Annotated in this window: 9 protein-coding genes, 1 tRNA gene and 1 pseudogene; 2 read left to right on the forward strand and 9 right to left on the reverse strand. The window is 50.8% G+C overall.

What is annotated here, in order from left to right; translation table 11 throughout:
• Positions 1–305 precede the first annotated feature (305 nt).
• A complete protein-coding gene (locus OR1_RS07960) occupies positions 306–716 on the forward strand; it encodes a quinol oxidase (protein ID WP_041971157.1) in 411 nt (136 codons plus the stop codon).
• A 107-nt stretch (positions 717–823) separates the two neighbouring features.
• On the opposite strand, the gene OR1_RS07965 is transcribed toward OR1_RS07960, so the two are convergent.
• Positions 824–1,021 (reverse strand): hypothetical protein, encoded by a 198-nt coding sequence (locus OR1_RS07965; protein WP_041971159.1) that lies wholly within the window; start codon positions 1,019–1,021, stop codon positions 824–826.
• A 434-nt stretch (positions 1,022–1,455) separates the two neighbouring features.
• Here OR1_RS07965 and OR1_RS07970 point away from each other — a divergent pair, with 434 nt between their 5' ends.
• Positions 1,456–1,932 (forward strand): class II SORL domain-containing protein, encoded by a 477-nt coding sequence (locus OR1_RS07970; protein ID WP_041971160.1) that lies wholly within the window; start codon positions 1,456–1,458, stop codon positions 1,930–1,932.
• Positions 1,933–2,059: 127 nt separating this feature from the next.
• Here OR1_RS07970 and OR1_RS20690 read toward each other — a convergent pair whose 3' ends face one another.
• The 8 genes and pseudogenes from OR1_RS20690 to OR1_RS08010 all read right to left on the reverse strand — a co-directional run bounded on the left by OR1_RS20690 (position 2,060) and on the right by OR1_RS08010 (position 12,627).
• Positions 2,060–5,491: a PAS domain S-box protein gene (locus tag OR1_RS20690; RefSeq protein ID WP_052440327.1), complete on the reverse strand. Its 3,432-nt coding sequence runs from the start codon at positions 5,489–5,491 to the stop codon at positions 2,060–2,062.
• Positions 5,492–5,773: 282 nt separating this feature from the next.
• Positions 5,774–6,169 (reverse strand): pyridoxamine 5'-phosphate oxidase family protein, encoded by a 396-nt coding sequence (locus OR1_RS07980; protein WP_041971162.1) that lies wholly within the window; start codon positions 6,167–6,169, stop codon positions 5,774–5,776.
• Between the two features lie 114 nt (positions 6,170–6,283).
• Positions 6,284–6,751, reverse strand: coding sequence for a bacterioferritin (bfr, locus tag OR1_RS07985; RefSeq protein WP_041971163.1), 468 nt, complete (start codon positions 6,749–6,751; stop codon positions 6,284–6,286).
• A 753-nt stretch (positions 6,752–7,504) separates the two neighbouring features.
• Positions 7,505–7,753 (reverse strand): DUF3820 family protein, encoded by a 249-nt coding sequence (locus OR1_RS07990; protein ID WP_082002866.1) that lies wholly within the window; start codon positions 7,751–7,753, stop codon positions 7,505–7,507.
• Entirely contained in the window at positions 7,750–8,298 is a 549-nt protein-coding gene (locus OR1_RS07995; RefSeq protein ID WP_041971164.1) for a YaeQ family protein, read from the reverse strand. The genes OR1_RS07990 and OR1_RS07995 overlap by 4 nt, the downstream gene beginning before the upstream one ends.
• A 262-nt stretch (positions 8,299–8,560) precedes the next feature.
• Positions 8,561–9,055, reverse strand: coding sequence for a hypothetical protein (locus OR1_RS08000; RefSeq protein WP_041971166.1), 495 nt, complete (start codon positions 9,053–9,055; stop codon positions 8,561–8,563).
• 639 nt (positions 9,056–9,694) lie between these two features.
• Positions 9,695–11,917, reverse strand: a pseudogene (locus tag OR1_RS08005) (multicopper oxidase family protein); the annotation flags it as partial.
• A 633-nt stretch (positions 11,918–12,550) separates the two neighbouring features.
• A tRNA-Met gene (locus tag OR1_RS08010) sits at positions 12,551–12,627 on the reverse strand.
• Positions 12,628–12,817 lie beyond the last annotated feature (190 nt).

The raw sequence follows: 12,817 nt of genomic DNA on the forward strand, positions 1-12,817 counted from the left end.
GGAGAGCAGAGTGCAATGAAGATTGCCGGTAAGTTTTGAAATGACAACAGCGAGTCAATGACAACCGGAACTGTCGGATGGTGAAACACAAGCACTGAACGCAATTAGTGTTGCACGCAAGTGTCATCTAGCCACAATGAATCCCACTGTCAACTTCTTGTGATCACAGGCGATTTGCTCTTTCGAGTCCGGGCATGATACCTGCTTTTATGGCAGTAACCTCCGTTGACTGGCAATCCGGCCACACTGCCGTAGTTGCCGCCAGCTGCAGGGAAACGCGCAAAAAGACAGAAAGGGGAATCCGAATGCGTTCAATTATGAGCTTGATGGTGATGATTATTGCCTGTTTAACAATCGTGACGAGAGCAAATGCCGAAGAAACCCCGGTGCGGGCAACCATCGACAGTGATGGGGTCCAGCGGGTCGTGGTGCTAGGAGGCGGCTATTTTCTCAGGCCCAAACATATCATCGTCAAGGTGAATGTACCTGTGGAATTAAAGGTGAGCAAAGAACCGGGGTGGGTACCACATAATATTGCCATGGACTCTCCTGAGGCGGGTATGGCCTTTGAGGTCTCCTTAAGTGAAGAACCGAAACTGGTCAGGTTTTCCGCGACAAAAACCGGCACGTTTCCGATCTACTGCAGTAAAAAACTGCTGTTTTTCTCAAGCCACAGAGAAAAAGGGATGGAAGGCCGGGTAGAGGTAATCGAGTAGCCCCGCATAATTGAACAGACCTGACCCCACCCCAAAATGGGTGTAACATCCGGACGAAAAAAGACCCTTCCGGGCCTCATGTACGTACATTCATCATTTTTCGGCAGTCAATAAAGATTGTCCGTATCACCTTTTATGTGCGGAAATAGTTCGTGACCCACCTCATGGTCCAGGTTCCGGATCGTGCCGCAGGTAACACAGAGATAATTATCGCCATTGCTGACAGTAGTTTCATGCTTGCATTCACCCGACCAGATTCGGGTATCGCACCGCTCTTCCCGGGGTTCCAGGATATTGCCTGACATATCAACACCCCCTTTCTGTCTTATTATAACATGGAGGCAATAAGTTACGCCGTCATCAATTGAATGGAGAGATTCGACACGCAGTCAAGGAAGCCCAGTTGTATTTTGTGAATCTCACCCCCCCCTGACAGATTTCATAGTCATTAAACGTTGCAATAGCAACAAGTGTGTCTAGCACTCTGTTACCATGCCACTCGCCTCTTTGCCTGCCCGGATAAACTTTACTGCTTCAACAAACTTTTACACCAATGCAGACATCCACCCCCGGCAACCTGGGCGAAACATACCGTTAATGCGCCACTTTATTACTACGGCACACTGTCTGCTTATAATATTTCCGGAACAACGGCTGTAATAGTAGATGCGGGAGTAAGTATACCGGCCATGATTAGAGGCTGTCCGCATTATCCAAGGAACAGAAAGGGGCAACCGTAATGAACCGAAGAATGTTTCTGCAAAGCGCTTTGACAGGAGCTGTAGTTGCTGTCAGCTACCGAACGGCTGCGGCAATCAGCTATTTTCCGACCAAGGTCGACCAGGCTCTTTTCCAAAACATTAACAGGGTTAAAGACCCGGCTGCTAAAACGCCTCTGGAAAAGGGTCACGCGCCAGTAATCATCGCGCCGGCATCGGTCAAGGCCGGTGACCTATTCACCGTCGAGGTTTCAGTAGGAGAGACCCTCCACCCCATGGGACCAGCACACTGGATTCAGTACATCGAACTCTCCATAGGCAATGAACCGGCAGGGAGGATTGATCTGCAGCCCAAAGGATACATGAAGCCGAAGGCGGCATTCACACTAGCAATCCCTAAAGAATCGGCAACAGAGGGTAAAATTACCCTGGTTGCACGGCAGCACTGCAACCTTCATGGCTTATGGGAAGGAAACTTCGACATTACTGTGACATAAGCGGGAACCACTGAAAGCTGGGAAACCGGGACTTTCAAAGACTGCTTGGATGCAAATTGCTTACTCGATAGTTTGCATCAGCACATGGCTTTTTCAGCAATATTAACGGAAGGGCGGAAATTCACCTTCAGGTAGTGACGTTACCGACCTCAATGAAGAACTCCGCCCCTTCCTCACCGTTTCTGGCCCGCAAATCCCCGCCCATGCTCTTTTCAATGATCATCTTAGCCATGTAAAGACCCAATCCCGTCCCCTGTTGCGGCCCCTTGGTGGTGAAATAGGGATCGAAAATCTTGTCGATGATTTCTTCCGCAATGCCGCCGGCATTGTCTTTGATCACAATCATCCCTTTACCGGCTGCCTTGCTGACGGCAATCGAGATCCGCGGCCCGGCAATTTTCCGCTCCAGCAGAACATCTTTGGCGTTGAGCAAAATATTCAGCAACGCCTGGGCGAATTCATTCGGGTAACCGTCAACCTCAAGTTCACATGTATTATTTACCTCTATTGATATCATATGGCTGACAAAACTGTCGCTGATAAGGGCAATGGTGTTGTTGATCGTTTCACTGATGCTGAACCGTTTTTGCTCCTTGTCGGGACGGAAGAAGTTCCGGAAATCGTCAATGGTGCGAGACATGTGCTGGATGATTCCCATCCCTTTGCCAACACTTTGTCCAAGATAATTGGCATCGAATTTCCCGGTTTCAAAGAACAGCTCCATCTGCTGCAGAAGCAGACCGAGAATATTGAGTGGCTGCCGCCACTGGTGGGCAATATTGCCGATCATTTCTCCCATGGCGGCCTGGCGGCTCTGCAGGATCATCAGTTTTTCCTGATCCCGCAGAGATTCCATTATCCTTACCCGTTCCAACATTTCAACTCTCAACGACTCCTGGGCCTTTTGCCGTTCATTAACCTCTTCTTGAAGCACTGTGATCGTATCTTCCAACTGAGCAGTACGTTCTCGAACCTTTTCCTCCAACTGATCCAAGGTCTGCTGCAACTTGTTTTCCGCCTTCTTCCGGTCGCTGATATCCCGGGCAATATGCACCGTTCCGATCAGTTTGCCGTCATCCTGATGCAATGGCGTGGTACTCACCAGGAAATCTCCATGCAACGACTCTTCATAGACCTCCACCGCATGTGTCTTATTGTCGCAAAGTGTATGGGCATGGGGGCAGAAATCCGGCGCGTGGACCAAACCATGAACGACATCATAGCAATACCGCCCGATGCATTCAGCCGGTCCCAGGCCGAGATGTTTAGCCAGGGAACGGTTCACCCGGATGATCCGATGCTGTTCATCGAGAATGGCAATCAGGTCCGGTACTGAATCAAAGGTCAGTTCCCACTCCCGTTTTGCCTGCTGAATTATCACTTCCGAACGCTTACGCTCTAGCGCTATTGCGACCAGGTCTGCCACGGCCTTCATCACAGCCAGGTCGTCCTCGCTGAAACGATCTTTGCTGCAGGACCCAAAGGAAAGAGTACCCAAAACCTCCTCGCCAAGCATGAGCGGATGACAGGCATAAGCATTTATTCCGAATGATTTAATCAGGTCAGTATTATCATCCGGTGTAGACAAAATATCTTCGGTCACAATGCGACACCCGTCGCGAGCGACACAGCCACAAACGGCCACCCTGAAATCGAGCCACAGGATCTTCTCCCTGTCCTCCTGAGGGATACCGGTGCAGGCATTCAACCGCAGACGCCCGCTACCCTGGTCAACAAGGTAATTGAAGAAAGCGTCGCAACCGAGAATCGGCAGGGCTCTTTTGCACAGGGTATCGACCACATCCTGCGGAGAGTCGCTCATCAGCAGCATGCCGGCAGTATCCGCAAGAAGATGCAGCCGTTCTTCCGCCTGCTTCCTTTTGGTGATATCGAGGCAAATCCCAGACATCCGCACAGGCGCACCGGGCTCATCATAGGTTGTATCGCCGATGCTGGAGATCCAGCGGATCTCGCTCCCCCTCATGATGCGGTATTCATTGTAAAGTCGTTCCCGGTTTTCAACGGCGCTCTTGACTCGAAGTTCTGCACCCAACCAGTCGTCGGGATGCATTACCCGTTGCCATTGCTCGAAGCTGGCCTCATCCCGTTCCGCGTCGAGCCCGAACAGCATGAACAGCTCCGGCGACCAGGTAAGCTTGTCCGTTTGCATGTCCCAATCCCACAACCCTGCATCGGCAGCCTTCTGAGCCTGGGAAAAGCGCTGCAGAAGCAATTTCATGGCAGCATCATTGGCAACCAGAACAGCATTTTTCTCCTCCAGGGTTTCATTATATTGCTGAAGCTCGTCATGCTGTTCCTGTAACACCCCCCGCGTAACATGAAAATTCTCAACCAGTTCGGCAACTTCCCGGATCGAACTTAACGGAAGCGATTCAGGCATATTATTCCTGATGTCCTCCGGTAACGATCGGGTGGTATTCCTGAGTTTCTCCAGAGAGCGCGTCAGGCGGTAGCTCAGCAAGTTTGAAAGAGGAACAATCAGAAGTGATAAAAATACCAGCCCGGCCAGGGCTGTTGTGGCATTGTCGCGTAAATCATTCAATAGCGGCGCATAGGCATTTTCGACAACTACCTGCCAGCGGCTCTCCGGGCTGACTTCTATTTCCGCGACATACCAGGATTTAGCCCAGCGCTGCATCAGGTTCCTGCCCTTTTCCGGTGCCGGGATCAAATGGTCAACCTCAGAAGTGATCGGTCGCTTCGAACCGTTGACCTGGCCTTGGAATGGCATCCCGGAGCCAAGATCGTTACGGGTACTAACCACCACCCGCCCGACCTGGTTGAGTATGGTGATATGCATCTCCTGCGCCCCAACGATAGCCTTGATCTGGCGTAATAAAGCCTCGGTCTGCAAGCCGCCGGCTACTCCACTTTGATGATCCGAAAGCCAGAATCCGGCAATTGCCCCGACCGAACTGGCGGCATTTGTTGTTTGCCGGGCCAACAGTTTGCTGCTTATGCCGGAGGTGGTTCTGAGATTGTAAAAGATATGGATAAATGCTGGGAAAAGCACCAAGGAAATCATAATGGTGCATAACAGCTGACGAAATGATGGGAGATTTGCAGCAGCCTTTTCCCGCGACAGGAGAATCAGGAAAAAAATCGAGGCCAGCAGGGCGTTGAAAATGCCGTTCATCGCTTGCTTGCATATTATCAGGATGGTGGAGGCATGGTTGTCATGGAGCAGATTATGATAGCAAAGCCAGACCAGTGGCGCTCCGAAGCAGAACCAGTAGACAATGTCATTGAACAGAATGTCGGCCTTTTTTCGTTTACTGTTCAGAATGCCGACAATGACCGTCTCTAGAGTGAAAATAATTATGGCGTACGGATGCTTCCACATCAGCCAGGTACAGGAACTCGCCAGCAGGCTTGCCACAACCCCGGCACCGATACCGTAACGCAAGAGCGCCGACATAACAAAAAAGGAGCCGAAGAGGAAATCAATATTGAGGAACAACGGATACCGGAACCAATTGCCGGCAAATCCGGCAACGCCCAGCAGAACTCCGGCAAGCAACTGCTTTTTTATCGGCATAGGCACCCCGCTGCCAGCACGAAACAGTCCGGGCCATCATAAGATCCGAACAAAATTTGTAGATCCTACGCCCTCGCATTGAGAGCATTTCTGGTTATACGGCTACCATGAACCGGCCAAAGGATACATTTCTGCGAATAGCAATTATTATTGCATAAGAACCTGAATCATCAAATCAATGATGGCGTTTCAACAATGGAAAGAAAGCTGCTGGAAGGTCGGGGAAGAGTATTCTAGCATCGCTCGACAGTTGTTTGGAATGTACGAGAAACCCCGGCCTTATCAGGGCAGTTGCATGTCGGAATGAATCACCGAACTGAACTCCATGACCTTGTCTGACTGTATGGTGAGACTGGTCAGTGCCTGCGGCCCGCCCGGCTTTTCCAGTTCTGGCGCATAGCCGTTGAGCACCGCAACATCGATGAATTTTACAATTCGGCCTATGAACTGATAACCGCAACCGGTGGCCGGATCAGCAACGACAACGGCCACCTGCGGATTCACGGCAGCATTCTCCAAGGTCGTGAGGCAGAACCAGTTTTCAAATATCAGCTGGCCGTTGGCGTCGGCCTGAAGCGACCTGGCAGTTGCAATGTGCGGCACCCCTGCCCCGTTTGCCGTGGCCACAAAGGCAAAATCTTTGCCAGCGATGAATTCAAGGATCTTATCGGTCAGCATTCCTACCTCGTGCCATATCCAAGGTGTCTCCCGACCTCGGATTTCCTTACAGACAACTCACCGTTATCCGGTGTATTTTTCCGAAGGACGCCAGGCCAACGGCGCATATCAGGATCAATCGATCTGCTCCACAAGGTAATTCTGTACCCCCATCTGTCCGATCTGGTCCAATTGGGCCTCAATCTCATCGATATGTTCTTCTTCATCCTTGAGAATTCGCTCCAGCATTTCCCTGGTACCGTTATCGGCAAGTTCGACCGCCAGGCGGATACTTTCGTTATAACCGCGGATGGCGCTCACCTCGGCAGCATGATCATTTTCAAACATCTTGGGCACGGCACCACCAATATGCAGCTTGTTCAGTTCGCTGACGATCGGCCTTCCTTCCAGGAACAGGATACGGGCGATCAGTTTCTCAGCATGCTTCATCTCGCCAAAAGCGCGCTTTTCAATGCTCTTGTGCAGCCGTTCATAACGCCAGTTGTCGCACATCTCAGCATGAACCATGTATTGGTTGATTGCAGTGAGCTCCTCTGCGAGTCGTAGATTCAGATGCTCGATGATCTTTTCATGTCCCTTCATTGCTCGTTCCTTTCCGGATGGAAGAGTTTCACCTGCCATACCCACAAAAGCAGAATCCGTGCCCGCGGGAATGTGGTCGTAGAATGGCGATATATGGGTTTTTACGAAAATCACCATCAGATTCGGGCTGAAATATATTTTGCAGCAATTCACTGTGAAGTTTGTGTAGGCGCTTAATTAACCGTCAATATTGTGGGTAAGGGATGGATATTGCTGCTGCAACATTTGTGTAACCAAGGTGGAGATGCGTCGCCTTCAACCAGCCAGTCGGGCGTGGTGCTGGAGAAGTTATTTGGTGCCGTTCTTCTGATCATAGCAATCAAAATATTACTGACCTGAGCTGGTGTAGACTCCCGATCAGTAAGACCATCTGTATTGACAGGCAGTGTCGTCTTGTATCGCATAATGGAAAGAGGCCCGGAAACATCACGGGCCTCTTAAGATTCATCTTATTTTACCCATTGCAAGGGTAATCGGGCTTAGTATTACAGCCTTTCGTTCAAAATCCTATGTTCCATAAACAGCCTGGTGGAGTGTCCTCAGTCATGCAATCCTCCTGTGACATGCACTTCCGTCTGGAACTTCTACTTCGATGTTGCTCCTTTTACTTCAATCTTACTGCTTCAGGTATCGATACCTTGATTACATTATATCCAATCGGTGCCGGAAAAACAGTCTGTTTTTATTTTTTCCTCCGGCGTATATTACAAAGTTATATTGATATTTTGCGTAACCCCGGGGAAATGGCTGTCCTTATTTCCGCAATGGATCAAACAGATACTCCAGCCCGTTGACTTTGATCTCGTAAACCGTCTGCAACATCCGCCCCAGCTTGCCTTCCGGAAATCCATTCTTGGCAAACCAGACGACGTAAGGTTCCGGCAGGTCGATCAGCAACAAACCCTGGTACCGGCCGAACGGCATTCGCATCGCAGCCAGTTCCAGTAATTCATCCGAATCACCGGTAGCCTCAACACATGGTCGCAATAGATCCTTATTCATTCGGCGGTTATTCCTGCCTTGACCTGTATGGCGGTTTCATGGGTCTCGGTGCCAACAGCTAGATACAGGGTCCCTTCGGTAATGGTTATCGACCAGTTGATGACACGTTCCAATCGAGATGCAAGGCCATTGATGAACCGCTGATCGAGACTGACGACAGTCAGGTTCGAAATTTTTGCCAGTTTGGGGAGATGCTGCTGATCCCAACTCGAAAGGGAGCGGCCATAAGCCAGTAGCGCCACCCGCCCGGCGTGGCGGCTCGCCTTTACGACCCGGTCGGCATCAGGAATCCCGACTTCAACCCAAAGTTTTACCCGGTCATCGCCACCCTTTACCCAGATATCCGGCTCGTCGGTCGCACACAACCCCTTCGTAAAGGTCAAATCCGTCTCATAGAAGATCGCCAATGCCAGCAACCTGGCCACCAGCCGCTCTTCGGTTTCCGATGGATGCTGGGCTACTGTTGCCGACAAGGTCTCATAAATGCCACGATCAACATCCGAGAGCTGCAAGCTTGCCTTATAGACAGTTGAGGGTAATGCCATTGGGAGTTGTTTCCTCTCTAAGGTTGCGAACTGCCACCAAAAACTTCTGCCGGTAGTCGCATCAACAAAAAAACCCTGAATTCTCAGGGCTTATATTACAAACCGGACAGGCCGGGTTTAGCCGCCAAATTTTTGCCTTGCGGCATGATAAACAAAACTCCGTTAGCGGGCAAGCGTTTATCAAGTCATTGCTATGCCATCCACGCAAAAAAGCCCGGAAAAAGGCCGTAAAGAAAATCGATTCCTCCGCCTGGTTCCGCGCTTATCTGGCTGCGACAGTCACCCCAGAAACCTGACCATAGGTTGGGCCATTGTCCTTCGCCTCAGTTACGGTCACGGAGAAATCTGCTGCCGTTACTGTAGTGCCATTGTTGACATCAAACGTGACGACCAGATAGTCGCCATTACCGAACCCGGTAGTATTTACCAGGCCAATGACCAGCGTCCGGGCAGAAGCCTGGTAATTCCCCAATACCTGCGACGTGCCGCTCACAGTTGTGCCGGTCGCAACAATCGAACTAGCATCCACCAGCCCGGTATTGTCGGCCGGAATTGAAACCCCCGCTGGTAGAGTTATTGAGGTTTTGATAGTTCCAAGCTGTACCCCGGTCGGAACGTTTGCTGCTGCCAGATAAAGTTTGAATGTTTGAGTACTGCTGCTGTTATTGCTGCCGCCACCGCCGCAGCCGGTCATGAGGGCCAAGCATCCTGCCAGCACCGCAAGCATCGCACATTTTTTCGCCGATCTAATGATCATTTCACACCACCTTTATGAAGTTTACTTGGTCTCATCCGAATCCGATTTAGTTTACCAGCTCAGGAGGCCGATGACCCGTTTCAGTATTACAATAACGTCCCCAGTATCGATAGAACCGTCTGGAATCGGTACGCCATTAGCCATTGGCGCCACATCCCCGCGAACAAGCTGTTCCGTAGTTGGCGTTGCCAGTCCGATACTGATCTTCAAAGCCATCAAGGCATCAACGAGATCTACCCGCCCATCTCCATTCAAGTCACCTGTCACAGGCGCGACGATATAATTGAGGGAAGCGGTAACCATGTCGGGTGCTCTGGCTGGAGCCCCGACTGGCTTGGCATTCACGGTTATCACATACGTCCCGGGAACTTTGGGCGGAGTCCAGACTGCTTCCCGCATCAAGGTAAAGCCAGCGGCAGACCCGGTAAACATCGACTGATTTGGCACTGGCTGGGTAACTGGCACCCCTTGGGGGGGCATAACGCTGAATTGGTACTCAAATCCGCTACCATTTGGATAGGCGGCCAGAGTAGTGACTGTCGAAGCAGTAAGTGTTACCGGTTTAACCGGCTCGGAAAACTGTGAGCTGATTGTCGAGGATGCCGCGAGATTCACATGATCGGCTGCTGTCGTGACTACGAATGGTCGCATCATATCGTGTTCTTCGTGCGACAGGATATGACAGTGCCAGACGTAGAGGCCGGGTATGTCGAATTTGGCGATGACTCTGGTGACCTTGCCAGGAGGACACATGATCGTATCTTTCCAACCATTTTCATGGTCGCCAGGAGGTTCAATCTGGCCGGTGCCGACGTAGTCTGGCGGCGTAAGCGGCCCTGGCAGAACACCGGCGTTGGTGACATTCAATATCGGGTCTCCGGAGACCGGATCAGTGCCCAGAACTTGGATTGGCTCACGGTTGATGAGCTTAAAAGCAACCTGGTGCAGATGCATCGGGTGGGCGTCTACGGTGGTATTGATTATGTCCCATTGCTCGGTGTCGTTAAATCTGACAAGCTCGGATATCCCGCCTCCGAAACCGCGGCCATCGATGGTCGGCATGATTCGACCATACGGGTCAATGATCTCCCAGAGAGAAACCTTCCGTACTGCAACCCCCGGGGTCGGGGTGAGCGGCTGAATGGTGTTGAGGGAGAGGCTGGCATTGGGCGCTGGAACATCTGGATAAGGTTGTCCGGTCTTTGGATCGTTGGCGAAATTTACAACATCGAACACCATGATCTGGGGAATGATTACCGATGAATCCTGGGTACCGCTGGAGTTAAAGGGATCATCCGGACCCAGATTCTTCATGACTACCCGCGTTCCGGGTTTGACGCCTTTGAAATCCACCAGCGCATCAAGTCGCTCGCCACCCATTAATACCATGCTGTCGCGCCGAACCGGATTTTTCAAAAAGCCCTGCTCGGTTGAGATTTGCCAGAAAGGTATGGTCTCCGTACCATTTTTTAGCTGCATGATCCAGGTACGTGAGTCGGTGCCGCCGATGAAACGCATCCGATACACTCTGGGCTCCACATCATACTTGCCGTTCACAACACCATTGACTACCGGCAGATTGCCGAAGAACTCAAGCGTGGTACTTGTGGCCAATAGCGGCTGTACACCTGGGGCTGCCACATAAGGGATGAGGTGCCCATCCGCAGGATCCTTCATAAACAGCGGTGTATTGGCACACTTTGAAAGATCATTGGGGGTGATGGTGCCGTCACTCTGATAGGTGTAGGTACAGTTGAGGGGGTTTGCGAGGTTAATTGGGTCGACGATGTCCCTGGAATCGATGATCGGAGTGTCATTCATGGCCAGTTGGCCATCAGAGTAAAAAACACGGTCCTGCAGGGCGAAGCCGAGTTCATAGTTACCGGTGGGGAGATACTTGGTACAACCGGCGCCAACCCCCTGAAGACACTTTTCATTATCGTCCGTGACAGGAAAAAATCCGGCCATCCCCATGTTGGTGTTGCTATGAGTTAAACCCATGGCATGGTCATGATACCAGAGAGTGCTCGCCTGCTGGTCCATCGGATAGCGATAGGTCCCTTCCGGACCATACTGGGCGGTTGATTCCCACCCCTCACCCTTGATGGCAAAACCGGGCGTGTACCAAGCATTAGCATAGCCGTCGCTTTCGGGGGTGACATGGGCACCATGCAAATGCGTGACGATCCGGTTATACGGGAAGCAGTTCTCGGGCATGTTATCACAGATGGTGGGGTCGAAACCGGTTGGCTTCTCGTTGGGGAGTTCGTTGAGCCAGGTGATCCGGACCGGCCTTCCTTTCGTTGCCTTGACAGTTGGGGCTGGGAAGTGCCAAATGCCGGATGTGCCGAAGGTATTATCCACAAAAGGAGCTGGAGCGTTGCCGGTTACCGATACCCCCGCAGGCGCTCCCGGCGGAACCCAGTTCTGCCCGCCGGACCCGTAGCCATGGACCCAGGTAATGGGGCCAAACGGAGTGCCAGCCGCGTCAAGCAACCCTTGCCCCCCGCCGAAGATCCCGTGAAGATCCAAGGCCTGCTGAAACTTTTTAACGGTGATCGTATAACAGTCTTCGCTACTGGCGGGATCGTCCGGCAACCTGCCGCATGTGGAGGGGAATCCCAACTTCACGGCATCGGCAGTGCGATAAGGGACATAGGTGAAGTAACTTGCCAGGGCGTTTGGAATCACATTAGTCCAGGCATTTGTCTGGGACTCCGGAGATAGGATCGGCTTTCTGAAGTCAGGACTGGTGATTGTCATATCTGCATGTCCTTGCAAGGCCATGATAGTAACGACCATGAAAGTTGCAGTGAAGAACCTGCGCACTGATCTGAGCAGAAATATGATCATTTTAACCATCCTCCCATTCCAGTATTATTAGTGGGAATAGTGACAGCTTAAATCCTTATTGGGCTTGCATTTTCCACTTTCATCAAAGTTCAGTTAAAAATGATTTAGCACCATTTGCGCCTTTTCTACCCAAAACAAATATTTAATGATTTTAATATTTTACAAAGCATCTCTATTGCCCTCCGAAGAGTTCAGCTGCAACATATTAATCACTTACTGACACAGTCAGCACATAAGTTTGCTGATAATACGATTCCATATGTGCATTGTTGTTTTTTGTCAGCTGCCACAGATATTGCAAACAGACTTCGATTAATCCCGCAAACCACCTCATTATCTTGCCTTATCGACTAGTTACAACCACAGTACACTCAGGATATCTTAGACATATTGGTTGCGCTTATTTACCTGAGAAATCATCAACACAGTTTCGTTTCTTGAGATTTGTAGTTTCGTGGCAGAAAGGGGTGAGAAAGGGAGTAAACACGCGACGAAAGCAACAAAATATGTTGCCTTCTTGCAGTATCCAATAAGTTACGGCATGTCAATGGATGCAACTGGACGGCAAAAGACTACGGATAAACAAAAAAGCCCTGAGTTCTCAGGGCTTTTATACAAACCGGACTTTGCCGGACTATCAATTGGTGGCGGTGCAGGGACTTGAACCCCGGACACTACGGATATGAGCCGTATGCTCTAACCAGCTGAGCTACACCGCCGAAATCAACCTACTACAGATACAAAAACCTCTCCGGTGGCCCAAAGAGGCAATGAGCTTATGAATGGCTCGCAGAAGTGACTATATACTTCATGTAGCTGTTGTCTGTCAAGAAAAACATTCCGGACCTGTCGCAAATTCGATGCGCAGCGGAAACAGAAGAGAAATCTGTCCGGTCAGGTTGCCATCCA

Origin of the sequence: Geobacter sp. OR-1, assembly GCF_000813145.1 — a bacterium.
GTDB lineage: Bacteria > Desulfobacterota > Desulfuromonadia > Geobacterales > DSM-12255 > Geoanaerobacter.